The organism is Candidatus Sulfurimonas baltica (genome assembly GCF_015265455.1).
Lineage (GTDB): Bacteria > Campylobacterota > Campylobacteria > Campylobacterales > Sulfurimonadaceae > Sulfurimonas > Sulfurimonas baltica.
In genome coordinates, this window is the sequence record NZ_CP054492.1 from 1,308,059 (window position 1) to 1,332,801 (window position 24,743).

A 24,743-nucleotide genomic window follows, 5' to 3' on the forward strand; every position below is an offset into this window, starting at 1 on the left:
TTATAGACCTTTTTCTATGGTTCTGGTGACAAAAAACGACTCTTTTAGATCTTGGTTGTACTTAATATCTGAAAATTCCAAGATAGTCTTATGAAGAGTTTGCTTCCCTTTTTTTGTAACCATCTGTATTTTTGTTGTTGTCCAAATCCCGTCGATTTTTTCCAAGCCTGTAAGCATCATGTACTTCAATCTATTGCCGGCTTTTATATAGTTAAGTGCTTGAACAATTACAAAGTTGTCCTGTCGTACAAATATAATAGACTTTGTGTAACCTGTTTCGTCAATAGTTTTCTCACTCTTTGGTGTTACAAGAATCTGCCAAGTTTTATATCCGTCAACCATCGTCTCTTTCATTATCTCATAAGTGTAGTCTTTCACATTTCTTTTGGTCATATCTGAATATGTAAAATCACTCCCCATAAAAGATGAGCTTTTATCGCTTGAAGCGATTCTTTTTACTTTTTGAAGCTCTGGAAGATATAACCACTGGTCGTCGTCTTTAGAGCTGTCATCATAGTCATAAGTCAAAAAACCTGTATTTTTAACATCTGCTGGAGCCAAAAAGAACATCAGCTTTTGGGTATCGACACCCTTGTCTTTTGTGAAGACCTTAAGCTGACGGACTCTCATGTTGTCACTCTTGTCAATAAGAGTCATCTTCATATTTGAGACGATGTTGTCTCCGTCATCTCTGTCATGAACTTTTTGTGCTATCTCTTCACCGGTTATAGCCATAAGCGAGCTAAGCGTCAGAGCGGTTATTAAAACTGTTTTTAAAATCATTTTTCATCCTTTGACATTAGTTTTAGCAGCGCCGGAGCAAGTATAATGTCAGCGAGCAAGGCTATACCTATAGCACCACCCGTTAAAATACCGAAGTTAACCAAGTTACTCAGTGAAGCAAACATATAAACATAAAATCCTAACGATAAAACTATTGTTGTAGCAACCATTGCCCGACCTGTTCCAAGCATTGTCTCATCTACCGCTTTTTGTACACTCGCCCCTTTATGATGATATTTCGCATAATTATGAAAAAAGTGAACCGTATCATCAACTGAGAGACCTATTATAATTGCCCCTATAAGCATAGTAAACATATCCAACGGCATGCCAACCATATTCATAAATCCTAAAGCCATAACTACCGGAAGGACATTCGGCAGCATACTTACCATCCCTATTTTAAGGCTTCCAAGAAGCAGAATCATCATTATTGTTATTAATACAAATGCCGTTGCGTAGCTAACTGCCATGGTGTCCATGGCTGCAACCAACGTCCTTTGAAAAAGCGGAACCATACCAGTTATAGTAATCTCAACTTCATCTTTAAGTTCATCTTTAATAAGTGTAGTCAGCTCCCGAGATAGTGCCTCATACTCACTCGCTTCCATCCAAGGGAGTTTGAATGTCAGTCTTGCTTTAGAAAATGAAGAATCAACCAAATCTTCCAAATCATCACTTCCGCTATTTTCAAAAAGTAAAAACTCTTGCGGAATTAGAGCATTGTTATCTGTAATGGCGTAATACTCTTCGTTGTTTGCATGTAGAGCACGATGAATCTCTTTTAGAACTTCAGCGACGCTCCAGCCCTTTCCTACAAAATATTTATCGTTACTGATAGCTTCAGCTTTTTCTCTTACTCTGTCTATTTTCTTAAGTAATTCTGAGTTGTGAAGACCATTCTCTTTTTTTGTATCAAGAATAACTTCCATTGTGACAGAACCTTTAAGCTTGCTGTCTACTACCTCGGTAGCTATCCTGATTGGAGCATCTTTTTTTTGCCAGCTAAGAGGGTCGTGCTTCAACTCAAGCTGAGATGCACTATACAAAAACACAACAAATACAATAGCCGTAACAGCAACTATTTTTTTAGCGTGATAAATACTGAAATTTGCTATAGCAATTAGAATTTTATCCATTTTTGCAGAGTTGTTCTTATGTGTCTCTTTGGCTTTTTTTATAGGCAATGCAACAAGCATAGCTGGCAGCAGTACAATTGTATTGACTAAAGCCAACATGATACCTACTGCTCCAAATATACCCAAATCTGCTATGGGTGCAATCTCTGCTGAACTAAATGACAAAAGTCCTGCCGCAGTTGTTAAGGATGTCATAATTATTGGCAGTCCTGAGTGTCCTAACGCAAATATGACAGCTTCGTTTTTTGACTCACTGCTATTGAAATGCTTAAAAAACATTGCCAAAAGATGAACTGTAGCCCCGATACTCACGGCTAATAAAAATGATGGGAGTATTTGAGTCGGTACAGATATAGGTGTGCCAGTCATTGCCATAAGTCCAACAGTGCTCAATAAAGATACAAGAACTATAAACAAGGGAAGTAAAACACCGCTGACTCTTCGAAATACCACAAATAAAAATATTGCTATTATCAGAAGAACAAGCTTGATAAACTTTTGCATATCAGACTGCATAGATTTTTTTGTATTGTCATTTACCGCAAGTGAGCCAGCTATAAAAACATCAAAATTATCCCCAGTAAATTTCTCGGCAATAGCCTTAGCTGCTCTAACCATCTCACTTTTAGATTTATCTGATATAAATTCCGGTTTTTCTTGTTTTGTTTTACTTTCACTAAACCCTTCAAGTGCATTTAAATTCGAAGAACCTTCATATGCGTTAGGCTCAAGTATAATAGTTGCTAGAGTATTGTCACTATTTAAAAGAAGGTTTTTATACATTACACTGGTTGTAGCCAGCCTTTTTAACAAAGCCAACTCTTGTGCATTTTGAGGCATGTTTTCAACCAAGTCTTCAACAATAAGCCTGTCACCATCGCCTCTTGTATTTCTTGCATTAATAAGTGAGTTTATGTCTGTCAGGTGCGGGATGTTGTTTTGCAACTCTACATGTAACTCTTTGAATCTCTCTAAAAACTTAATATCAAAGATATCTTTAGTCCTAACAACGACCATAATTCGTTCATCTTGACCAAACTGCTCTTTAAAGGCTTCGTATTTGACTAATGCCGGATCTTCATGGTGTAAAAACCCTTCGGTTGATGTGTCAATGGTGATTTTTGGTATGTTTGAAATAATTGCAAAACTTGCAAGCAACATAAATAAAATGATTTTTTTTGGATGAAGAGTTATTTTTTTTCCGAGTTTTTCCAATAAAGCTTCGGTTTTTGTACGCCAGTTCATGACACTCCTTGTGATTTTAGTACTGAATTATATTGATTTTTTGTGTAGTAAGCGTGTTAATGGGTTAATTGTTTATATTTGCAAATGCCATATTAATAGCACTTGCGTTTTTGATAACTACTAATCTTCTTCAGTGAATCCAAAATCTTCTTCTTCACTACCTTTTTGAGCCTCTAAAATATCATCTATCAGCTCCTTACACTCATCTTCGTCTATGTCTCCATGCACTATATCTTCTAAAACATCTTGCAGGTCAGCTTTGAATTCACGTAGCTCCTCTATCTCTTCTTTTGCGTCCTCATTAGCTTCTTTACTGTCAGCAATTTCTGCAAAAATTTCATCTAATCTCTCATCAAGATCAGGTATAACACTCTTTGTAATCAACTCTTCTAATTTTTCTGCATAAGACATATCTGTTTTCCTTAAATAATTTACAATATAATACTTAAAAATAATAAACTAGTAGGTTAAAATGAACTTTTATGCGCTAATAATTGGAACTGAAATTTTAAACGGACGAAGAGTTGACAAACATTTTGAATTCTTAAAAAATGAACTTAACAAATACGGACATGAACTTTTTGCTTCATTTATAATCAAAGACGACAAAGAGCTTATTAAAAACATATACAAACTTATAATGAATGATAAAAAATCTGTTATGTTCTCATTTGGAGGGATAGGTTCAACTCCGGACGATTTAACAAGAGCTATTGCAGCAGATGTTTTCACATCAAAGCCGCTCTTTAGACACAAGCAGTTTGAAAAAGACATAATAAATAGATTTGGCGATGAAGCGTATCCGCATAGAATACACATGTCGGATTTGCCTCAAAACTCAGACTTATTATTTAACCCTGTAAACAACATGTCAGGATTTTCTCTTGAAGATAGATATTTTTTTGTTCCTGGCTTCCCACAAATGGCACATCCTATGATAAGCACGGTTATTAGCACTCTCTTTAATAACTCAGCAAAAAAGTACAGACTGACTCTCCTCGCTCAAACCAGTGAAAACACACTTATATCTATTATGAAAGAGATCCCTGAAGATATAGAACTCTCATCTTTGCCCATGCTTGGTAAATCAAATATATCAGTAGAAATATCACTATGCTCTACAGATAAGCTACATGTAGAAAAATATTTCAAGCTTTTTACAGACTTTTTATCAAACTCCAATATTACATATAATTTAATTTAATATTTTATTTGTCGATTTTTAGAAATAAGTAAAAATCAGGGAAATTTATCATGTTAATTTGGTTATTGGTATTATTATTGCTGACACTATCCATATATATTGTTTATAGATTTGCTTTCTTTGAAAAAAAAGAGGAAGAGACAAAGATAAACAATCATTTTACATTTAAAATTTAAGAGGTAAAAGATGGCTATTGTTAGAAATAACTATGTTTTTAAAGGACACAAATCACTACTTGGAAGTAAGTTTGTAACCTATGGAGAGTTGGAGCTTCCAGTAAGATATGAGATTTTTGCTCAATCTAAAAATGGTTTTGACTGGGGACATACAGGGCCGGCCGCTAGACAGTTGGGCTTTTCAATACTATGTCAACTTAGCGATGAAGATTTTGCAAGAGAGAATGCACTAAAGTTTACTCACGATATTATTAGAGTATTTACAAGAGATTGGGTTATGAGTGCTTCTGATGTATTAAACTGGATAAATAAAAATACCGCCGAAACAGAATGCACAATAGAAAATGAACCTGCAAACATAGTCTCTTCAGAAGTAAAAAAAGAAGTAAAAAAAATCACAAAGAGAACAAAACAAAAAACAAACGTTGTTAAAGATATTTGCAACGAGCTTCAAATAACTCAAAAAAACCTTGCACAAATTTTAGAAGTGCCCGAAGGTACAGTAAGCAGTTGGGCTGTTAAAAATGAAATACCTAGATTAGGTAAAAAAGCAATTGAATTTTATATTCAGAGCCAAAAAAATCAGCATATCATAGAGGGCTATAAAAGCTTTGCAAAGCTACTGCACGCCTCCTAGATTACAAAGAGCTATTTTCAAGTAGCTCCAGTACTTTGTTCTTTTTCATTTTTCTTGCAAAATCTGCCACACCCCACCCCTTGGAGTCAACCGCATTTTTGTCGGCACCCTCTTGCATAAGAAGTTTTAAAATTTCTATTCTTCCATAACAAGCTGCTGCCATCATAGGGGTAAATCCACTTCTCCTGTGTGTCTTGTTTACATCTATTCCATCAGATATTAAATATTTTACTATTTCTATATTGCCGTATGTAATGGCTACTTCAAAGATGCTAACACCCTCTTCGTCAAAATCATATATATCCGCGCCACTCTCGATAAGCAGCATTATCAAATCCATATCACAATGATGTCTAAACGACATAGCTAACACAGACTCCTCATGCTCATCGGCTTCATTAACATCAGCACCATCTCTTAGATATTTTTTTACACCTAAGTAGTCATTATTTTTTAAAAATTGTATCCATTTATCCATAATGAAAGTATATATAAATAAGTATTAGTAAAGTTTTAATATACTTGCATAAATAATTTAGCAAAGAGAGAACTTATGGAACTAATTCAAACAACGGATGCCTTTAAAGCATTAATAGAAAATATCAAATCATCAACTAAAGGATACAAAGATCCTCTTGCATTTGGTATTTGTAGAGTAGATTTAGGACAACTCAATATTGAGAAATCTCTTCAGGCAACTTACCCTATAATTAATTGGAATGAGAATTTCGGCAGTGCGGCTATTTTCATAAAAGCTTTATTTGAACAAGGTATTGAAGTTGACTTTAATGAGAGCGAGGTTGTTTGTAATATTAACGCTGCTTTTTTAAGAAACTGTCTAAATGCTTTTACACCTTATTCTGATGAAGCTTATGGCGATGCTCATAAAAACATTCAAGTTGTGTCTGCACTTTACAACCAAATAATGAATAGCGGCTCTTTAGAGGGTGAGTTTAAAATTACATTTATTTTTGCTGATGAAGCGTTAAAAAGCGTAGAAGCTTCTTATCTAAAGCTATATGCATTATCACAAGCTAAAGTTGAGCTCAGAAGTATTAACCTAAATGGTGCCTTTGGCGTACTTCCAAATCTTGCTTGGTCAAATGGTCAACCAATTGAACTTGACTATCTTCGTGAATTCGAAATTGAATTGAAATTATCAAATGAGTACCCGCATATTGACTTTGTAGATAAGTTTCCAAGATTTTTACAACACATTATTCCTGCTGACAATACTCGTATTTTAGATACTTCTAAAGTTAGATTTGGTGCTCAACTAGCAGCAGGCACAACTGTTATGCCGGGGGCTTCTTATGTGAACTTTAATGCTGGCACAACTGGTCCGGTTATGGTTGAAGGGCGTATTTCCAGCTCAGCTATTGTTGGCGCAGGCAGCGATGTTGGCGGTGGTGCTTCTATCCTTGGTGTTCTTAGTGGAACGGATGGAAATCCTGTCTCTATAGGTAAAAACACACTTTTAGGTGCAAACTCTACATGTGGAATACCTATGGGTGACGGCTGTATTTTAGATGCAGGCGTAGCAATTTTAGAAGGTACTAAAGTTAAAATATATTCTAAAGAACTCCCTAAAATTAAAGAGGTTAACAACAATCTTACTCTTGATGGTGAAATCTTTAAGGGTAAAGATTTAGCAGGACTTAACGGCATACATTTTAGACAAAACTCTATGACAGGTGAGCTAACTGCTTCACGTTCAACAAGAGAGATTAAACTAAATGCGGATCTTCATTAGGTAGCTATTTTTTTAGCTAACATGTAGTATAATTAGGGATACCAAAAGGAGTTAATATGAGTATATCAAGTAATATGTCATCGATACAATCTCATCAGACCATGATGAACACGACTGCAAATAATGTAGCAAATGTTAATTCAGATGGGTTTGTTCCTAGTAGCACTAGAATGTCAAGTGATAACGGTTCTGTTTTGGCAAACAATCGCAAAGCTGATAATACCGACTCTACAAAAAGTCAAACAGATTTGGCAAAAGAGATTCCGGATCAGATTATTGCGCAGAATGCAACTGCCGTGAATGTTACAGCAATAAAAACGCAGGATGCTATGTTTGGTTCACTTTTAGATATTAAAGCATAATATCTAAAAGGCGTCTTGTGTCAGGATGTTCATGCTTTTTAAATTTTTCAGTATCTCTGCTTCTTCGTCATAATTTTCTTGATTTTTGCCGAGTCTCAGAGTACTGAAAATTGGTTTTCCTATTATTACCCTTCCTTCAACACCGTCTTTTTTAGTTTTTATCCCCCAAGTATTATGAAACACAATGACTTCATCATTATAAGTTCCTACATACAAAACTATATGTCCTTTTTTATACAGAAGTGTCTCAAATGCTATACCCTTATCTTTAATAAGCTTAATCTTGTCATCATCACTCATCCCATTAAAAGCTATAACTTTTCCTATCTTGCTTTGTTGGTAAGAGTTTCTTGGTAGCCATATACCAAATGGAGCAAACATATCTCTGAGCATGGAAGAACAATCTCTTTGCTCATACATTCCGCCCCAACCATAATTTGTTTTTGATACTTCTCTAACTATTTCGCCTAAATTGTTTTGATTTAAGCTTATCACACCTCTACTTGCTATATCTTTTGATATTATAGATTCTGTAAAAAGTGGCTTAGAATCTTTATATGATGAAATTGTTAAGATTGTATATGCGTTGTCACTCTGTGAAATCAAGGCAAACATCATCCCAAGTCTTGATTTAAAAAGAAATCTTCCATCTATGGTGTATATAGGAACATTCTCTTTGGTAATTTGTATCTGTTGTGCTTTTTGCCAAATATCTGCATCATTATCACCCAAGATAACAATATCAGATGTTTTGACCCAGCCTGAGGCAAAACTACTTAAAACATATACCCACTCCATATCTTTAGAATAATGTGAAATAAAAAGCGGTTTATTTGCATGTACTGTGCTATTTTGCATGTAGTCAAATGGAAATCCCTCTCCGGCAAGCGTTGGGTCTAGGAGTAAAGGTCTAATGGTCGGAAAAGCCCTTATATTTGTCTCTCTCAATGTCACTGCTTTTAAATTAACAGTAGCATATGCACCGAAATTTGCACTCTCTAACATATTGTCAAAAAACTCTTGTTTTAATGGCTGAAGATTTTCTCCATAGCTCTGCTCAGCTTTATATAAAAAAAACGGCCACTTAGCAGATTCTACATCTTCTTTTGGTTTATCAATATTCCATACACTGAAATAACTACTCTCATATTTTTCTTGTACATCATATTTTAATATACTACTGTTTATGTTTTTTAGAAAATAATCCACATCTTGCGGAATATTTTTCAAGTCATGAATCTCTGTGTCTTTTTTAGGTAAAACAAGTTTTATATTGACACTTTTATTTTCATCTAGAACCAAAGGCTCTTGTGGTTCTAATTTCTGCGTAGAACAAGCTGTAAAAAGCAATACGAATAAAACTATATAAATATATTTCAATGACATAACCTTTTAATCAACCTCACCAAATCTACTCACAACTCTACCAATAACTTCAATTTCTTCAGGCTCAAGAGTTTGCGTTGAATATACTTCATTATCGGATATTATATCTATTTTTCCATCTATTCTTCGAACTACCCTCTTTATAAATAAACCAGCTTCTGTTCTTATTGTAAAGATTCCGCCTCGCTTAATGTCAGTTTTACTTCTGTTTATAAAAACTATATCGTTGTAGCTAAAAGTTGGCTCCATTGAGTCACCGCTTACATTTATGGCTTCTATATGTTTTAATTCTCTCTCTCCGCCTAGCATCATTGCAAATGCGTGCGGTATCTCTATCTCTTGAGCATCTTCTGTGTCAGAATCTGCTCCACCGCCGGCAGAAGCATTTATGTCACTAAAGTATTTAACCATAAAAAATTTGTTTGTTGCATCAACAAGACTCTCAGGAGATTGTCCATAGAGCATCCAGTTAATTGAAATAGATTTTGTTGCACAAAAATCAAGAAGCTCACCGAAAGGTATTTTATTTCTTTTTTTCATTGTTGCAAAATTCATCTGACTTACACCTAAGGTATCGGCTACATCTTTGTCAAATATTTTCCTGCCGCTAAACTCAGCAGATATAATACTTTTAATCTCTTCAACAATTTCTAAAAAACTTTTCATTTCGCTCTCCTGTAATTTTTACAATTATAATACTATTTTTCATTTTAGTCAAAGAAAATATGACAAAATGCAATATTTATTATTTTTATTTGAAAATATGTGTAGTATTTGAGAATAAATAAAAGGATTAGAAATGGCAATTATCGTAAAAAATGCACAAAGTTTACTTGATAGATTTGAAAATAGCGTAGAAATATGGGCTAGAAAAGTTTTTTAGAAGTTACTATCTTATTTGACTGATATATCTTCGCTGACTTTTTTCTCCTGAGCTTCTCTATCTGCTTCTCTTTGCGCTGATTTATTTTTATGGTAACCGCTAAAAACAAATACAAGAAATAATACAAATAATGCAACCATTATTCCATTAACAACTGGATTCATATATTTTCCTTAAATGTACTATACGTTTGTCTTATGGCATCATAAAGAACAATGCCTGTGCTTATGGCTAAGTTCAGGCTTCGACCCTCTTTAGTCATTGGAATTGTAATATTTTGCTCTTTATAAGCATTTAAAATATTCTCAGGAATTCCTGCTGTCTCACTTCCAAAAAATATAAAATCACCATCTTTAAATTTTGCCTCAAAGTACGGTTTATCTGTTTTCGTAGTTGCAAAATATGCATTATCCGTTATCTTATTCTCAAGAAAAAACTCGTCTATATTCTCCCATACATGTAGCTCTAACTTTTCCCAGTAATCAAGCCCTGCACGCCTAACTGCTTTTTCATCTATGTCAAATGCTATTGGCTTTATGATATGTAAAGCTGCACCCGCGTTAACGCAAAGACGACCTATAGCTCCCGTATTGTTTGGTATTTGCGGATTTACGAGCACTATGTTAAACAAATGATACTCCCGAAGTTGATTTTACTATATATAAATTCATTATATTAGTATGTTAAAAAATTACAGTTCTGTTGGCATATACAAATATTCTGTCTTCCAATGCCAATTTAAGAGCGCGTGAAAGAACTACTTTTTCCACATCTTTACCTGAGCGTTGCATGTCTCTCCAACCATAAGCATGGTCTACATGTATTACCTCTTGTGCAATAATCGGTCCCTCATCAAGGTTATTATTTACAAAGTGTGAAGTGGCACCAATAATCTTTACACCTCTGTCGTAAGCCTGTTTGTAAGGATTTGCTCCTATAAAGGCAGGCAAAAAAGAGTGGTGAATATTGATTATTCTATCAGCATAAACTTCAACAAATCTAGGAGTTAAAATTCTCATATACTTTGCCAAAACAATATAGTCTATATCTTTAAACTCTGCCAAACATTCAAGTATTTTATTTTCATGTTCTGCCCTGTCTAAATCTACATGTGAAACTGCCATGAAAGGAATGCCAAACTTAGTGACTAAAGACTCTAAATCACTATAGTTAGATACTACAGCTAAAATATTTGCTTCAAGCTCACCTGCTTCATGACGAATCAATATATCACCTAACGCATGCATCTCTTTTGTAGCCATTATTACTATATTTTTCTTCTTAGGCGCTATCACTTTGATATTTGCACTAGAGGGGAGAACCTTTTTTAATAAGTCATAAAGTATATCTAGGTCGATATCTCCATCAACAACACTTCTCATAAAAAATTTATTATTCTCTTTATCAACAAACTCATTATTTGATAGTATGTTTAAATCATTATTATAAAATACAGTGGATACTTTATGAACAAGCCCTTTTTCGTCATAAGCATCTATAAGAACCCTATACTTACTCATTTACTTTTCCCCTTTTTCAAGCTCTAGTACTCTTTTATCAAGGGTAACTAAAACATATTCCAAGAAGTTAAGCGTCATATCAACTTTTGCCTCAATATTGGTGTTGTTTGGTGCTTGAAAACCCTCAAAAAGAACTAGCAATCTCTCTCTCATTGAAGTTAAAAAATTTATCTCATCACTAGAGTTTTTCTCTCCAAAATATTCACTCTCATCTTCTTCGTACACTTCTTCTTTTTTTTTTAGTTTAATTTGAAAATTATTTATAGGTTTTGTATCACTTTTATCAGAACCTACATCTTCCATCTCAGCTAAAGTTGAGAGTATTACATCTTTTAATTCCATAACTTCAATAACCACCTTTCAAATTCGTTAAACTCTACTTCAGAATCCAATTTTAAAAAAAAGCCCTTCATTTGAGTGTTTACATTTAAAAACTTTTTTCTCATACCAGATAATCTTCTTATAGCAATTTTTGCATCACTATTAGAAGGGTCTTTTTTTAAAATTTCTTTGTAAATTTCAAGGGCTTCTTCTTTAAGTCCCTGAAGTTCGTAAATATTAGCTAAGGTTAATGTTTTCATCTAGCCGCATAATTAGCAATAATAGAACCCATTTCACTTGTAGAACAAACCTCTTTTGCATCATACTGCGCCAAGTCTTTTGTTCTATAGCCCTCTTTCAGTGCTCTTTTTACAGCGTTGTCTATTTTATCTGCTGCATCAATTTCACCAAGAGCATATCTAAGCATCATAGACGCAGAAGATATCGTAGCGATTGGATTTGCTATACCTTGACCTGCGATATCTGGAGCAGAGCCATGAATAGGCTCATAAACACCTATTCTAGCTCCAACAGATGCAGACGGTAAAAGACCGATAGAACCTGAGAGCATACTAGCCTCATCACTTAAAATATCACCAAAAATATTTCCTGTAAGCATTACATCAAACTGTCTTGGATCACGAATCAGTTGCATTGCAGCATTATCTACATACATGTGACTTAGCTCAACCTCAGGGTACTCAGTTGCAACCTCAGTAACCACATCTCTCCATAATTGAGAAACATCTAAAACATTTGCCTTATCAACAGAACAAACTCTCTTACTTCTAGTCATTGCAATTTTAAATGCCTGATGAGCGATTCTAACTATCTCTTCACGAGTGTAAACCATGGTATTCCAACCTTTGTCCTCTGTGCGACCTTTTGGTTCACCAAAGTAGATACCACCAATAAGCTCGCGAACAACCATCAAATCAACGCCTTCAACAACGCTTGCCTTTAGTGATGAAGCATTTATTAGTTCATCATAAACAACAGCAGGACGAAGATTTGCATAAACACCTAGCTCTTTTCTAAACCTTAGAAGACCGCTTTCTGGGCGTTTTTCACGAGGTAGAGAATCCCACTTAGTTCCACCTATTGCACCAAAAAGGACAGCATCACTGTTTAATGAAATATTTATAGTCTCTTGAGGAAGCGGGTCGCCAGTTATATCATAAGCACAGCCGCCCATTAAAGCCTCTTCGTATTCAAAATCAAAGTCGTAGCAAGATGCCACAGCATCTAAAACTTTTACAGCCTCATCTATTATCTCTGGGCCGATACCGTCACCTTTAATAAGTGCTATTTTATATGTTTTCATCATTTGCTCTCCTGAGCTTTTATTTCATTTTGTGCAAAGTTCATAAGTCCGCCTGCATCTATAAGTTCTTGCATAAATTCTGGAATCGGTGTGAAACTATAAGTTTTATTTGTAGTTTTGTTTGTCACAGTTCCATTATTCATATCTACACTAACTTCATCACCCTCAGATATTTCAGCACTCTCTTTAAGCTCAAAAATTGGAAGACCCATATTAAAAGAGTTTCTATAAAATATTCTTGCGAAAGTTGGAGCAATCACTGCTGCGACACCAGCTGCTTTAAGTGCTATTGGGGCGTGTTCACGTGAGCTTCCACAACCAAAATTATCACCTGCTACTATTATATCACCAACTCTCATCTTGTTTACGAACTCTGGGTCAGCATCTTCCATTACGTGCTTTGCCAACTCCTCTGGTACTGAAGTGTTAAGATAACGAGCCGCTATGATTAAATCTGTGTCAACATCTTTGCCGAATGTCCAAACTTTACCATCAATATTTGCTTTTTGCATTATGAAAATCCTATATTTTTTATATTGTATCTCTAAATAATTTTGCGATTATAGCCAAATTGTGATTGTAGTTTTATAAAGTGCTTTCTAGCAATGCTTGATCAATGAATATTTTAACATCCGACTTTGTAATACTTTCTCTTTCATATAGAACATTTTCAACTTTATTTATTACTTTTAAAAGTGACTCTAATAAAATTTTAGTCTCTGCATAAAGCCTGCCCATCATTATTTCTTGCTCTTTATCTTTAGCAATTAAAGATACGCCCATGCCATATTCTTGAAGCATTTTATTTACAATCTCTTTTGCTTCGTCTAAATCAACTTTCGCACTACTTGCATGTTCGTTAAACTTAATCCCACAGGCAACCATTCCAGCCAGCAACATCTTAACTCTTGACTCTAATTCATGTTTAATCAATGGGTCATCGGTTCTAGGAGTTAATTTCTCACTGGATAACATAAGTTTTTCAAAAGGAAGGTCAAAATATGTAGCACACACAACCTTAGCAGCCTGATATGTAACGCGATACTCTTTTTGTATCTCACTAAGCATCTGAAGCTTTTTCTTTCCAAACATAACCTTGTCTTTTACATGATGAAAATGTTCAATAGTAACTTGAAAGTCATGCTGTCTTATCGAAAGAAGTGCTGCTTCATTTACTAATGTAGCTAAAGATGCGCCATTAAATCCAACTGTCATATTTGCTATTGCCTTAATATCCAACTCATGTGGAATTTGAGCTAAATACTTAGATAAGATAGATTCCCTTTCCCTCTTTGTCGGAAGCTCAACAAAAATTCTTCTGTCAAATCTACCTGCGCGAAGGAGTGCTGAGTCTAAGACATCTATCTTGTTTGTAGCAGCTATTACAATCACTCCGCTGGAGTTTTCAAAACCATCCATCTCTGTTAGAAGCTGATTTAGAGTTGCTTCTCTTTCGTCATTTCTTTGCCCATCTCTAGTTTTACCAACTGCGTCTATTTCATCTATAAACACAATAGATGGGGAGTTATTTTTGGCGGCGCTGAAAAGCTCATGAACCCTTTTTGCACCCATTCCTACATATATTTGCACAAATGAAGCACCGCTTTGATAGTAAAATGGGACACCTGCCTCATTAGCAACTGCTTTAGCAATCATAGTTTTGCCTACGCCTGGAGGACCAACCAAAAGGACACCTCTTGGCATTCTTGCACCAAAAGTTTTATACCGCTTTGGATTTTTCATAAAATCAATAATCTCTTCAAGCTCTATTTTAACGTCAGTGATTCCACCAATATCATTAAATGTCACATCACTTCTTGTTGACTCTATTGGTCTTGTTGACTCGTAAGCGGAAGCAGATAAATCTTTTTGAGAATCTCCACCTATCCTTAGTGAGCTTTTTTTAAGCCATCTAAATATCAAGCTACCAAAACCTAAAAATAGAACTAAAAAAAGTAGATATACAATTATATTTGAACCACTATCAACTTCTACTTTGTAATCAATAAACATCTTAGGAGTCACTTGAGATGATGCTATTTTATAAAAATCCTTATCTGTTTTAAGATAAACATAATCTTTAGAGACAACTACTTTTTTAACCAAACTGTTCTCTAAGATTTCAGTTGCATAACCTAGAGTTATTTTATCTGCATTATCCCTAAGCATTGCAAATAGAACTAAGATAATCACCAAAAAAGCTGATGCGTAAAGGGCTATTCTGTTTGATTTAGACTCTAGCATAATTAAACTCCTCTTTTATTTTATAATCTTTAATACTTAGCCAATTGCCAACAAGATCTTCATCTGACTCTACAGATATTTTATTAAAATGTTGGTCATACCCAATATAGAGGCCATCTTTTTCATTCTCTATTAAAACTTCTAATTCACTGCTAAAAGCTTTTCTAAATTCTAGATTTTTTGCTTTTACAACCGACTCTAATTCGTGCAATCTATCTTTTGCCACTTTACCATTAACTTCTGGCTTCATTATAGCAGATGGTGTGCCGTCTCTTTTTGAGTATGTAAAAGCATGAAGATGTGTAAGCGGTAAATCTTTTACATTTCTCATAGCCTCATTCCAAAGTTGTTGGCTCTCACCAGGATGACCTGTAATAAAATCAGTTCCAATTGCAAAGCCTTTTGAAGCCAAGAACTCAAATAGTTCTCTATCTTGCTTGTAAACATTTCTTCTGTTCATATGTTTTAACATCTGCTCAGATGTGTGTTGCAGAGCTATATGCAGATGTCTTTCAAGCCAAGGCTCATTAAGTATCTCTTTAAATTCATCAGTTATCTGGATTGGTTCAACACTCCCCAGTCTTATCCGTCTAACACCTCGAATTTGAGATATTTTTTTCATAAGTTGTGCAAGAGAACTATTTGTTTTTTGACCATAACTCCCAACATTGGTGCCAGTTAAGATAAATTCACCAAAACCGTTTAGAGCAAGCCTTCTGATTTGTTCTAGTATTCTACCCTCATCCATACTTCTTGCATCACCGCGGACAAATGGGATAATACAGTAAGAACAGCGAAAATTACACCCCTCTTGAATTTTTATAAATGCCCTGCTCATACCTACAAAATCATCAACAACTGCTTCATCAATATGGTTCAAGTCACCAGGTTCATAAAAAGGTTTATCTTTGCTCAGCATTGAATCTATTTTCATTTTTTCACTTTGACCAAACACCCCTTGCACTCTCCCTTGAGAGAGTAGTTTTTCGCCTTTTGTATGTGCACCGCAACCTGTTAAAAAAACTTTAGCGCCACTGCTTTTTTCTACATGTGAGAGATATGAACGAACATGAGAATCGGCTCCGTTAGTTACAGTACATGAATTTATAACAACAACATCAGCTTCACTTTCAATCTCCGTAACATCATAATCTTGCATTGCACTCATCATAACTTGAGAGTCATAAAGATTAGTTCTGCAACCAAAAGTTTTAAAATAGACCTTCTTTTTCATTTATACAACTTCATTTTCATCAAAAGGCGGTTTTTTTCTGGCTGTTTCTACATGTAGTTTTTGAGTAGGATATGCAATAGTAATATCATCTTCAGCATTAAAAGCATCAACTATTTCAATAGATATAACACTTCTTAAAGTAAGAGTTGCATAAGCATTTGTTAAATACCATGAGTCAATAGATACGCCGTTTGTTTCAATAAATGAAAAAATTCTAGGCTCAACATTTGTATTTTTAAGACTATATTGATTTCTTAATTTATTTAACTGTTTTCTTGTTATATCCGTATACCCCTTAGAGTATTTTTTAGTTATCTCTTTACAGATATGCATTGCTTTTTTATGATTTGAATCAAATGATATAGTAATATGTACACCATCCCAAACAGTCTTTAGTGTGCTGTGGGTGTAGTTTGCAATCATTCTCGTAAAAACATAGTTGTTTGGTACAAAAATAATTCTTCCGGCTCTTCTATTTTGCATAACAGATGTCAGCGTAATATCTTCAAGTATCGTCATACGAAGAAGAGATATATCCATAACGTCACCAACATACTTCATTCCGTCCATATCTACACGTATTCTATCGCCAACGTGTATGCTCCCACCAAATACTATAACAAGCCATCCCAAGATGCTCATAAACCAATCTTTCATGGCAATAGCTATACCTGCAGAGGCAAATCCAAGTATGGTTACCAAGTATGCTACATTCTCAATATAATTAAAGAATAGAATTAAAATAATTAGCGTAAAATTAGTAAATGTGATAATTTTATTTGCAGTATAAAATCGTTCATTGTCTGTTATGTATTTTTTAATAACTAATTTAAGCAAGAAAAATATAATAAATACAACTAAAACGATAACGCCTATTCTTACAATTTTTAGCATTTGAACTTCAATATCTTTATTAATCTTTATCTCTATGATTTCCAATCTTTTTTGATAAACTTCAGAAGTCACACTCATAGTATCTAAAGCAGTCTCAAATCTCTCCAGCTGCTTTGATTTTTTCTTGGCATCTTCTTTATATTTGCCATCAGTATCTATAGTGTCTATCTCTTTATAGATGAATATTTGCGATCTCAGCAGAGATATCAATTCACTTAACTCCTCTTTTTGCAGCACATAATCACTGTAATCTTTTTCCATTGTTTTAATCAAAGAAATACCAGTAAAAATATCAAATGGGTTTGTTATAACTACCGTTTCATCAATAGTAGGGGGAGTTAAAATATTTGCAAAAGGAGAACTGTCTTTTTTCTTTAGTTTTTCTATTTGAGATGTTAAAATTTTCTCTTTTGACACAAGTGCATCCAGCTCATCTTTTTGAGCAACAGATATCTTTCTAATTCTTTGTAAAAAATTTATTCTTTTTTTAATCTTTTCTAGGCTTTCTCTAACGTCTAAAGATGTTAGATATGAGGCATAACTTTTCATCCAAACACTATCTTTATTCTCTATATTTGCCTCTATATTCTCTAACTCTAAAACATATTCAGCTATTTTTTCTTTTCTAAGATCCTCTTTTTCAAGCTCTATTTTTTTAAGCTCCTGCTTATCTGCAGCAATATTTTTTTCTGTATCCACAGCAAACAGTAAAGATGAAGTTAATAAAAAATAAAATAATAATATTTTCATTAAGATTCTCCAAACTTGTTTAAAACACACATTATTGTCCCTGCATCTACCTTGTCTGTAATAGTTACATCACCAATTCCAATAGGGATAATAAATGTTATCGAAGAGTCTGAACTCTTTTTGTCTAAAAAAAATGCTTCATAAAAGCTATGGGAATTTTCAATTTTATATGAAGTGGGTAAATTGTATTTTTCTAAAAGTACTTTTATGCGAGCAGCCTCTTTTTCATTCATTAGATTCATTTTGACAGCTATCTCATTTGCCATTACCATTCCTATGGCTACAGCTTCACCATGCAAATACTTTTTGTATTTAGTTTCATTTTCTATCACATGTCCAAAAGTATGACCATAGTTAAGAGCAGCGCGTATTCCATGTTCTTTTTCATCTTTAGTCACAACATCTGCTTTTGTTGATACAGCTTGTTTTATTACTTCTTGTAAGATTTCATGGTTATTAAGATCAGCTACCTCTAAAAATTCAAAAAAAACTTTATTAAATGTTACAGCCATTTTAACTATTTCAGCAACACCAGCACTAAACTCACGAGATGGAAGTGTTGCTAAAAAATACGGGTCAATATATACAGCTTTTGGTTGATGAAATGCTCCAACAAGATTTTTTCCATATTTGTTATTCATTCCGGTTTTCCCGCCAACGCTGGCATCAACCTGAGAAAGAAGAGTTGTAGGAATTTGAATAAAATCTATCCCTCTTTGGTATATGCTTGCTGCAAAACCTGTCATATCTCCGATAACACCGCCTCCAAAAGCAATCAAGAGGGACTTACGATTAAAACGATTTTCAAATAGTGACTCTAAAATAAGATCTATACTCTCTTGATTTTTATACTCTTCCCCATCTTTCAAAGTCACTACATGTAACTCTTTTGCAGAAACTTTTTTCAGCAAATATTCTAAATGAATGGCTGAGACCGTTTCATTGGTTACTATTGCTACTTTTGTCTCAAAATGAAGTGTCGGGAGTGTGTCAATTGTTATGTTATAGGAGTTGTCAACAACTTTTTTAAGAGCTATATTTACTTGCATTATTTATCCAGATTTATTTATTATATAATTGGATATATAATACTTAAAACAAACTAATATTTTGATAAATTTTTATATCAAATCTGAACAGGAATAAAAATCTGATGATAATCATCAAGTTTGTGGTATAGTCTTTCGCTGTCTGTAGAGAAAATAGAGTAAATTCGTCTTTTAGTCAACTTTCTTGTAAACGGCAGAAGATGAATAAAATCATCTTTTTGTTTTAAAACTTTAATAGGATTTTCACTCTCTTTTATAACTTTAATATTCTTTGAAAAGATTGTTGATAAATTGTAATAGTGCTCAATTACCTGCTCTTTTGCCTCTTGGTGTTCATTTAAATAGTTATAAAGCTCTATGTTAAAGTTCATTTGCTCAGATATATCAAATATTGTAGATGAAATTTTTTCTATATCACGATTATCACTTAAAATTATAACTGCATCTTTGACTGAAGAAAAAGTTTTATCAGCAATTTTAAGGACAGGAACATGTGCTTCATAGAGAGTCTGTCTAATACTATAGTTTTTAAACATCTCCTTTGGCACAATAACCAATCCCACATGGTATGTTTTTATATCACTAAAAAAATTCTCTTTTAAATTTAGACTATTGTAGTCTATGTCTATCGTAATATCATCATTCACATACTCTTTAATCTTCCAAATGACAGATATGTTATTTGGATTCACTATTTTTATAAAAAGCTTTTGATGTAATTTTTCATATGCAAAAATCGCCATTTTTACAAAATTTTCTATAGTTTTTAGATTTACAATGTTCATATCAATATAGACATAAATATTAGATCCGAATGGTTCTGGAAATTGCCCAAGTTCCCTCTTGATAGCACGATAAACTGACTTTAAAACTGTTGGCTCTCCAACCAGTAGGAGCAAATCATTCGGCTGAATCATTCTGCGGCGATTTGGCATAACTAGCTTTCTGTTTCTGTAAATTGCCACTATTCGCCAATTCTTTTGCTCAATAACACCTATATGCCTATACACAAATGAGCTTCCAAACGGAACCAATACCTCCATTATCTCACCCTCGCCTATTCCGACATTTTGGGCAATGACCGGTACATTTGGCAAATAATCAAGAAGTCTTGATGCTAAAATTTCATTTGAGTTTATTAAAACAACATTTGGATCCTCATTGAGTAAATTCCATCTGTTTAAAACAATAACTCTAAGTTGTTTTTTGATAGTTCTGATATTTTTAATTGTATTTTCAACATCAAGTTGATTTTCCATAGCAATAATAACTTGAACAAAATCCATTTTCAGAAGATTTGAAAGTTTGTATAAACTTGTTGAATCAAACTCATAAAATTTAAAACGTTTTGGATTTACATCTTTATACTCTTTTGCTTTTCTTTGAACAACATAATATATATTTTCACTTGTATAAGTGTCAATTGTCCTGCGTATGAAATGTTCACCAACATCTCCATCGCTTATAATTAAAATTTTTTTCATATGTAATTCTTATTTAAATATTTTAAAAAAGCTCAAAATCATCTTCATCTTGCTGAGAGACTTCTTTTTTCTCAAATATTGACTGCAATTGCAAACAAGAGCTTAAAAGTGATGAGTCAAGATAATGAACATCATTTGCTTCTATTTTTATAAATATATTATTTCTCCATTCTCCTATATCATCTAAGAGAAGCATAAATAAAAGGGCAAACTTTTTATGATCTGCGGGGTCAACGTGTTCAATATCTAAATTTCTCATAAACTCATTGAGTGTTTTAAGAGCATAGGCAAAATGTTCAAACTCTATCAGCTCTTCAACGACATTTATATATGTTTCAAACAACTCCGTAATCTCAAGTAGTATATTTTTACTAGCATCTTTTTCAAAGGCAATTGCCTTAATCTCTACTTCATACAAGGTGCTCTCAAGTATTTCTATTTTATCAATAACGTATACAGCAGTGTTTTCTACATAATCGGCTGCAGTTGTTTTACTAAAATGAACTTTGCCTAAAATATTTTGCTGATAGTCAGTTACTTCAATTTTTTCAACTTTTTCAATACTTATTGGCTTTGCTTTTGGAAGGCGAAAAGAGAGCTCTTTATTTTTAAGAATAAAAATGGCAGAACTGTAGTTTTTTACTAATGTTTTTTGTATAACCAACTCGCTTATAATATCTAGAGGTGTAAGCGTTAAGTATAAATTATCATCGTTCTCTTCGGCAACAATTGTAAATACTTGGTCTTTTTTTAAATTGAGTTGCCCATAAGCGTATATCATTCTTATACAATCTTCCAAGCTTTCTATCTCATAATGATGGTTATTTAAATAATAATCCCACAATTCAGATAGTGACTGCAACGAAGAGATGTTAAAGACCATAGTCCTTGAGTAAATTTTTTCAGTAAAAGCGTTAACGGCATTTACATTGTAGAGTTTTCTTTTACGAAGCTCGACAATTTGCAAGTAGTTCTTCATTCTTTGATGAAAAAGTCCACTCTCAATTGGTTTGACAATATAGTCTTCTGCGCCATTAGCAAGCATTTGATTTTTTGACTCTTCGTCATCCAAGGCGCTCAAGGCTAAAATCATCACCTTTTTATCAAATGATTTTATAATTTTTGTAGCTTTTATCCCATCGACATTAGGCATCATGATATCCATAAAAATTATGTCATAATGCTTTTTTTTGCACATATCAATAGCCTCTTGACCATCTTTGGCTTCAGAAATTTCAATATTCTCAAACTCTTCTAAAAGAAGCTCTACTGTCATTCTATTATCGCTATTATCATCAACAATTAATATTTTCATTTTATGCACCTTTTTCTTGTTTTTCATTAAATGTGAGAGTAAATTTTGTTCCACTACCCTCATTTCTATCTTCGACTTTGTAGCTTATGTGTAAATCTGTACAAAGAAGTTTTACAAAATACAGACCAACTCCTGTACCTTGACTTTTTCTTTCAAGAAGTCCATCATCCTCCTGAGAATAAAGGTTAAATACGGCATCTTTGTCTTTTATACCAGGTCCATTATCTTCCACTGAAACTGTTATATGTTCTTTGTTTAAAACAGAGATTTTAATTTCATTATTGCCATACTTTATAGCGTTTGAAACTATATTTGAGAATATCTGCTTAACGCGAAATACATCATTGCTTATTAAAGCGTCATCTTGAACATCACATGTTAAAGTAATATTTTTTTCTGTTAAAAGTGAATTATATCTTTTCATAACTTCAGAAACAATATCCTTAGCATTAAATACCGAGTAATTATAGGTTAACTTATGTGCATTTAGTTTAGAGACCTCGAGTATTTGCGTTACATTCTCAAGCATATCATGGGCATTACTTAAAACTGATTCAAGCAAACTAGAAAGCTTTTCCTTATTTAATTCTTTTGGCAATTCTATCTGTTTTTTAACATATTTAGTAAAGTTAATTATAGCATTTAGTGGTGTTTTAAGCTCATGCGTAAAGACAACAAGAAAAGATTTTTGTGCCTCTGCAATTTTAATTCGTTTTATTTTTTCCTGTTCTTCTAAAAATATTTTTCTTTTAAAAGTTACAGCATCAGTAACATCATTTCTTATAGCCATATACTCTTTAATATTGTCATTTTCATCAAGCAAAGGGATGATTGTAGATTCGGCAATAAACTCAGAGCCATCCTTATTTAGATTGACCATTCTCTCTCTCCATATTATTCCTGAAGTTATAGTTTTCCACATATCTATATATATTTCATTAGGATTGTTTGGATGTCTAAACATACTGTGAGAGTGCCCTATCATCTCTTCTCTCGTATATCCAGTAATTTTACAAAAATTGTCATTAACGTAAGTGATAATACCGTTCATATCTGATTTTGATATAATTGAAGCTTCTGTAAGTGCATTGAAGTATTGAAGATCATCAGAGTGGAAGGTTAAAGATACTTTTTTCAGTACATCAAAAACCTGTTGACTTTTTAAAGGCTTTTGTATAAAACCTTCAATACCTATATTGATTGCCTCTAGCATATGTTCATCATGTGCAGATATTAAAATGATTTTTTGTTTTTTGTTTGTTTGTAAAATCATTTTACTCATAGTAAGACCATCCATACGTGGCATCTGAATATCACTTATCACAATATCATAATATCTACCATTGTCTAAAAAGTATTCTCCATAAAGGTCTAACCCCTCTTGTCCATCTGCTGCTACATGTACCGTTTGAACTAGATGAGAGAAAATTTCCGCTGTACTTTTTCTAATTTGTTCATCATCTTCTACATATAAAAGAGTTAGATTTTTTGTTATTTTTTTTAATTCTGCAATATTATTATGGTTATTCAATTTATTTTCCTTTCTGTAAATAATATAAGATATCTTTTGGAAGTTTATCCAATGAATTTTGTTTTATAACTGCCCCCAAATCATACGCTACTTTAGGCATGCCATAAACTGTAGAGCTTTTACTGTCCTGTCCAAAAGTCATGGCTCCCGAGTTTCTCATATTTAACAATCCCTTTGCTCCATCAGAACCCATCCCCGTCAAAATAACACCAATAGCATTTGCTCCGGCCATTTTTGACACAGAGTCAAACATGACATCAACTGATGGGCAGTGACCTGAGACTTTTTCTCCACTATATATATTAACATAATATCTATGCCCTGAACGTCTTAATGTCATGTGCTTATCTCCGGGAGCAATCAACACTTGCCCTATCTCAACGGTATCTCCATCTTTTGCTTCTTTAACATCCATTTTACATATACTATCAAGTCTCTGTGCAAATTGTTTAGTAAAATCTACAGGCATGTGTTGTACTATCAATATAGCAGGACTATTATGAGGGAATTGAGCCAAAAACACTTTTAATGCCTCAACACCACCCGTCGATGAGCCAACAGCAATAAGCTTCTGAGTAGTCTCTAAAGTAGGTGTTTTATAAAGAAGTTCTCTATTTGTATCAATTTTAATATTTTTATGAACTTGCACCATAGCTGCACTTTTTACTTTTTTTAAAAGTTCACTGCGAATTTCATCAGAATTTTCATATATATTAGAGTGTGGCTTGGCAACAAAATCAATAGCACCCAACTCAAGAGCATCAAGTGTTGTCTGGGCTCCCCTTTTTGTGAGAGAAGATACCATTACAACAGGAATAGGCAGATATTTCATAAGTTTTCTTAAAAATGTTATCCCATCCATTCTTGGCATCTCTATATCCAAACATATGACGTCTGGTTTATTTTTTAATATTTTATCTCTTGCTATATAGGCATCAGGAGCTGTCGCTACGCTTTCTATTTCATTGTCACTCTCTAAAATATCAGTAATAATAGCTCTTGCTGTGGCGCTGTCGTCAACTACTAAGACTTTTATCCCCATAACTATTCATCACCACTTTTTGTATATTTTAAAAAAACTTTTCCTGTATCACTGCGCATCATAATTCGTCTTCCCTTTTCACCGCCAACATCTTGGGCTGTAATTGGAATACCATATTCTCTTAATATCTCTTTAGCAATTAAAATATTTTTTCGTCCTATCATCATCTCAACGCTTGAAACATCAATTACATTTGCCCCACCAAATATTTTAGCTTCCATGTTTTTTATCTCACAACCAATATTTACCATACTTTCAATTAAGCGAGGAATTGATATATTCCCATATTTTGGACTTTGAAGACCATTTTCATTCCACAAAGGGACTAAATAGTGGTTCATTCCACCAACGCAATTTACACTATCGTAGAGACAAACGGCAATGCAAGAACCTAGTATTGTACTAATTTCAGTTTCTCTTGCACCAATATGAATTTCTCCAACATGAATAAATTTCTTTATGTACAT

At 33.5% G+C, this 24,743-nt stretch carries 26 protein-coding genes; 4 read left to right on the plus strand and 22 right to left on the minus strand.

The annotated features are described in order from the left end of the window. From HUE88_RS06600 to HUE88_RS06610, 3 genes are all read right to left on the minus strand, one after another. The gene (locus tag HUE88_RS06600) at nt 1-783 is read right to left on the minus strand and encodes an outer membrane lipoprotein-sorting protein (RefSeq protein ID WP_194372319.1); all 783 of its coding nucleotides are present in this window, start codon (nt 781-783) and stop codon (nt 1-3) included. Next, nucleotides 780-3,167 carry an efflux RND transporter permease subunit gene (locus tag HUE88_RS06605; RefSeq protein WP_194372321.1) on the minus strand — a complete coding sequence of 796 codons (2,388 nt, stop codon included), beginning with the start codon at nt 3,165-3,167 and terminating at the stop codon, nt 780-782. The genes HUE88_RS06600 and HUE88_RS06605 overlap by 4 nt, the downstream gene beginning before the upstream one ends. A 120-nt stretch (nt 3,168-3,287) precedes the next feature. Then, a complete protein-coding gene (locus HUE88_RS06610) occupies nt 3,288-3,578 on the minus strand; it encodes a hypothetical protein (RefSeq protein ID WP_194372323.1) in 291 nt (96 codons plus the stop codon). Nucleotides 3,579-3,639: 61 nt separating this feature from the next. On the opposite strand from HUE88_RS06610, the gene HUE88_RS06615 reads away from it, so the two are divergent. Together HUE88_RS06615 and HUE88_RS06620 are read left to right on the plus strand one after the other, a co-directional pair. Continuing rightward, entirely contained in the window at nt 3,640-4,371 is a 732-nt protein-coding gene (locus HUE88_RS06615; RefSeq protein ID WP_194372325.1) for a competence/damage-inducible protein A, read from the plus strand. Nucleotides 4,372-4,557: 186 nt separating this feature from the next. Further along, on the plus strand, nt 4,558-5,184 hold the full coding sequence (locus HUE88_RS06620; protein ID WP_194372327.1) for a DUF6166 domain-containing protein: 627 nt from the start codon (nt 4,558-4,560) through the stop codon (nt 5,182-5,184). Nucleotide 5,185: 1 nt separating this feature from the next. Here the strand turns inward: HUE88_RS06620 and HUE88_RS06625 are convergent, their stop codons facing one another. Next, on the minus strand, nt 5,186-5,662 hold the full coding sequence (locus tag HUE88_RS06625; RefSeq protein WP_194372329.1) for an ankyrin repeat domain-containing protein: 477 nt from the start codon (nt 5,660-5,662) through the stop codon (nt 5,186-5,188). 75 nt (nt 5,663-5,737) lie between these two features. Between HUE88_RS06625 and HUE88_RS06630 the strand changes: the two genes are divergently transcribed. Beyond that, complete coding sequence (locus HUE88_RS06630; RefSeq protein ID WP_194372337.1) at nt 5,738-6,937, plus strand: tetrahydrodipicolinate N-succinyltransferase N-terminal domain-containing protein; 1,200 nt, start codon at nt 5,738-5,740, stop codon at nt 6,935-6,937. A 56-nt stretch (nt 6,938-6,993) separates the two neighbouring features. Further along, on the plus strand, nt 6,994-7,299 hold the full coding sequence (locus tag HUE88_RS06635; protein ID WP_194372339.1) for a flagellar basal body protein: 306 nt from the start codon (nt 6,994-6,996) through the stop codon (nt 7,297-7,299). Between the two features lie 3 nt (nt 7,300-7,302). On the opposite strand, the gene HUE88_RS06640 is transcribed toward HUE88_RS06635, so the two are convergent. The 18 genes from HUE88_RS06640 to HUE88_RS06725 form a co-directional block, all read right to left on the minus strand. Then, on the minus strand, nt 7,303-8,679 hold the full coding sequence (locus HUE88_RS06640; protein ID WP_194372341.1) for an SH3 domain-containing protein: 1,377 nt from the start codon (nt 8,677-8,679) through the stop codon (nt 7,303-7,305). A 12-nt stretch (nt 8,680-8,691) separates the two neighbouring features. Beyond that, complete coding sequence (locus tag HUE88_RS06645) at nt 8,692-9,351, minus strand: LexA family transcriptional regulator (RefSeq protein ID WP_194372342.1); 660 nt, start codon at nt 9,349-9,351, stop codon at nt 8,692-8,694. A 228-nt stretch (nt 9,352-9,579) separates the two neighbouring features. Further along, nucleotides 9,580-9,732: a hypothetical protein gene (locus HUE88_RS06650; protein WP_194372344.1), complete on the minus strand. Its 153-nt coding sequence runs from the start codon at nt 9,730-9,732 to the stop codon at nt 9,580-9,582. Then, nucleotides 9,729-10,199, minus strand: a complete 471-nt coding sequence (locus tag HUE88_RS06655; protein WP_194372346.1) for a tRNA (cytidine(34)-2'-O)-methyltransferase — start codon at nt 10,197-10,199, stop codon at nt 9,729-9,731. The genes HUE88_RS06650 and HUE88_RS06655 overlap by 4 nt, the downstream gene beginning before the upstream one ends. 52 nt (nt 10,200-10,251) lie before the next feature. Next, nucleotides 10,252-11,088, minus strand: a complete 837-nt coding sequence (purU, locus tag HUE88_RS06660) for a formyltetrahydrofolate deformylase (protein ID WP_194372349.1) — start codon at nt 11,086-11,088, stop codon at nt 10,252-10,254. Beyond that, complete coding sequence (locus HUE88_RS06665; RefSeq protein ID WP_194372351.1) at nt 11,089-11,430, minus strand: CiaD-like domain-containing protein; 342 nt, start codon at nt 11,428-11,430, stop codon at nt 11,089-11,091. It lies immediately after the preceding gene. Further along, a complete protein-coding gene (locus tag HUE88_RS06670; RefSeq protein ID WP_194365374.1) occupies nt 11,421-11,669 on the minus strand; it encodes a tetratricopeptide repeat protein in 249 nt (82 codons plus the stop codon). Before HUE88_RS06670 ends, HUE88_RS06665 begins: the two co-directional genes overlap by 10 nt. Beyond that, complete coding sequence (gene leuB, locus HUE88_RS06675) at nt 11,666-12,733, minus strand: 3-isopropylmalate dehydrogenase (protein ID WP_194372570.1); 1,068 nt, start codon at nt 12,731-12,733, stop codon at nt 11,666-11,668. The genes HUE88_RS06670 and leuB overlap by 4 nt, the downstream gene beginning before the upstream one ends. Beyond that, entirely contained in the window at nt 12,733-13,245 is a 513-nt protein-coding gene (locus HUE88_RS06680) for a 3-isopropylmalate dehydratase small subunit (RefSeq protein ID WP_194372353.1), read from the minus strand. Before HUE88_RS06680 ends, leuB begins: the two co-directional genes overlap by 1 nt. Before the next feature lie 73 nt (nt 13,246-13,318). After that, complete coding sequence (locus tag HUE88_RS06685; protein WP_194372355.1) at nt 13,319-14,977, minus strand: AAA family ATPase; 1,659 nt, start codon at nt 14,975-14,977, stop codon at nt 13,319-13,321. Beyond that, entirely contained in the window at nt 14,964-16,211 is a 1,248-nt protein-coding gene (mtaB, locus tag HUE88_RS06690; protein WP_194372362.1) for a tRNA (N(6)-L-threonylcarbamoyladenosine(37)-C(2))-methylthiotransferase MtaB, read from the minus strand. The genes HUE88_RS06685 and mtaB overlap by 14 nt, the downstream gene beginning before the upstream one ends. Continuing rightward, complete coding sequence (locus HUE88_RS06695) at nt 16,212-17,855, minus strand: mechanosensitive ion channel family protein (protein WP_194372371.1); 1,644 nt, start codon at nt 17,853-17,855, stop codon at nt 16,212-16,214. Next, the gene (gene aroB / locus HUE88_RS06700) at nt 17,855-18,904 is read right to left on the minus strand and encodes a 3-dehydroquinate synthase (protein ID WP_194372373.1); all 1,050 of its coding nucleotides are present in this window, start codon (nt 18,902-18,904) and stop codon (nt 17,855-17,857) included. Before aroB ends, HUE88_RS06695 begins: the two co-directional genes overlap by 1 nt. Before the next feature lie 77 nt (nt 18,905-18,981). Then, nucleotides 18,982-20,388: a COG3400 family protein gene (locus tag HUE88_RS06705; protein WP_194372375.1), complete on the minus strand. Its 1,407-nt coding sequence runs from the start codon at nt 20,386-20,388 to the stop codon at nt 18,982-18,984. Nucleotides 20,389-20,410: 22 nt separating this feature from the next. Further along, nucleotides 20,411-21,703, minus strand: coding sequence for a response regulator (locus tag HUE88_RS06710; RefSeq protein ID WP_194372377.1), 1,293 nt, complete (start codon nt 21,701-21,703; stop codon nt 20,411-20,413). Nucleotide 21,704: 1 nt separating this feature from the next. After that, the gene (locus HUE88_RS06715; RefSeq protein WP_194372379.1) at nt 21,705-23,234 is read right to left on the minus strand and encodes a hybrid sensor histidine kinase/response regulator; all 1,530 of its coding nucleotides are present in this window, start codon (nt 23,232-23,234) and stop codon (nt 21,705-21,707) included. 1 nt (nt 23,235) lies between these two features. Then, entirely contained in the window at nt 23,236-24,276 is a 1,041-nt protein-coding gene (locus HUE88_RS06720) for a protein-glutamate methylesterase/protein-glutamine glutaminase (protein WP_194372381.1), read from the minus strand. Nucleotides 24,277-24,278: 2 nt separating this feature from the next. After that, the gene (locus HUE88_RS06725) at nt 24,279-24,743 is read right to left on the minus strand and encodes a chemotaxis protein CheD (RefSeq protein WP_194372383.1); all 465 of its coding nucleotides are present in this window, start codon (nt 24,741-24,743) and stop codon (nt 24,279-24,281) included.

What these genes read in the sequence shown, in the direction of transcription:
- leuB (WP_194372570.1), bottom strand. Translation starts at nt 12,733, where the DNA reads ATGAAAACATATAAAATAGCACTTATTAAAGGTGACGGTATCGGCCCA.
- purU (WP_194372349.1), bottom strand. Translation starts at nt 11,088, where the DNA reads ATGAGTAAGTATAGGGTTCTTATAGATGCTTATGACGAAAAAGGGCTT.
- HUE88_RS06725 (WP_194372383.1), bottom strand. Translation starts at nt 24,743, where the DNA reads ATGTACATAAAGAAATTTATTCATGTTGGAGAAATTCATATTGGTGCA.
- HUE88_RS06600 (WP_194372319.1), bottom strand. Translation starts at nt 783, where the DNA reads ATGATTTTAAAAACAGTTTTAATAACCGCTCTGACGCTTAGCTCGCTT.
- HUE88_RS06610 (WP_194372323.1), bottom strand. Translation starts at nt 3,578, where the DNA reads ATGTCTTATGCAGAAAAATTAGAAGAGTTGATTACAAAGAGTGTTATA.
- HUE88_RS06615 (WP_194372325.1), top strand. Translation starts at nt 3,640, where the DNA reads ATGAACTTTTATGCGCTAATAATTGGAACTGAAATTTTAAACGGACGA.
- HUE88_RS06605 (WP_194372321.1), bottom strand. Translation starts at nt 3,167, where the DNA reads ATGAACTGGCGTACAAAAACCGAAGCTTTATTGGAAAAACTCGGAAAA.
- HUE88_RS06670 (WP_194365374.1), bottom strand. Translation starts at nt 11,669, where the DNA reads ATGAAAACATTAACCTTAGCTAATATTTACGAACTTCAGGGACTTAAA.
- HUE88_RS06650 (WP_194372344.1), bottom strand. Translation starts at nt 9,732, where the DNA reads ATGAATCCAGTTGTTAATGGAATAATGGTTGCATTATTTGTATTATTT.
- HUE88_RS06710 (WP_194372377.1), bottom strand. Translation starts at nt 21,703, where the DNA reads ATGAAAATATTAATTGTTGATGATAATAGCGATAATAGAATGACAGTA.
- HUE88_RS06630 (WP_194372337.1), top strand. Translation starts at nt 5,738, where the DNA reads ATGGAACTAATTCAAACAACGGATGCCTTTAAAGCATTAATAGAAAAT.
- HUE88_RS06645 (WP_194372342.1), bottom strand. Translation starts at nt 9,351, where the DNA reads ATGAAAAGTTTTTTAGAAATTGTTGAAGAGATTAAAAGTATTATATCT.
- HUE88_RS06635 (WP_194372339.1), top strand. Translation starts at nt 6,994, where the DNA reads ATGAGTATATCAAGTAATATGTCATCGATACAATCTCATCAGACCATG.
- HUE88_RS06720 (WP_194372381.1), bottom strand. Translation starts at nt 24,276, where the DNA reads ATGGGGATAAAAGTCTTAGTAGTTGACGACAGCGCCACAGCAAGAGCT.
- HUE88_RS06680 (WP_194372353.1), bottom strand. Translation starts at nt 13,245, where the DNA reads ATGCAAAAAGCAAATATTGATGGTAAAGTTTGGACATTCGGCAAAGAT.
- HUE88_RS06705 (WP_194372375.1), bottom strand. Translation starts at nt 20,388, where the DNA reads ATGAAAAAAATTTTAATTATAAGCGATGGAGATGTTGGTGAACATTTC.
- HUE88_RS06695 (WP_194372371.1), bottom strand. Translation starts at nt 17,855, where the DNA reads ATGAAAATATTATTATTTTATTTTTTATTAACTTCATCTTTACTGTTT.
- mtaB (WP_194372362.1), bottom strand. Translation starts at nt 16,211, where the DNA reads ATGAAAAAGAAGGTCTATTTTAAAACTTTTGGTTGCAGAACTAATCTT.
- HUE88_RS06620 (WP_194372327.1), top strand. Translation starts at nt 4,558, where the DNA reads ATGGCTATTGTTAGAAATAACTATGTTTTTAAAGGACACAAATCACTA.
- HUE88_RS06685 (WP_194372355.1), bottom strand. Translation starts at nt 14,977, where the DNA reads ATGCTAGAGTCTAAATCAAACAGAATAGCCCTTTACGCATCAGCTTTT.
- HUE88_RS06665 (WP_194372351.1), bottom strand. Translation starts at nt 11,430, where the DNA reads ATGGAATTAAAAGATGTAATACTCTCAACTTTAGCTGAGATGGAAGAT.
- HUE88_RS06625 (WP_194372329.1), bottom strand. Translation starts at nt 5,662, where the DNA reads ATGGATAAATGGATACAATTTTTAAAAAATAATGACTACTTAGGTGTA.
- aroB (WP_194372373.1), bottom strand. Translation starts at nt 18,904, where the DNA reads ATGCAAGTAAATATAGCTCTTAAAAAAGTTGTTGACAACTCCTATAAC.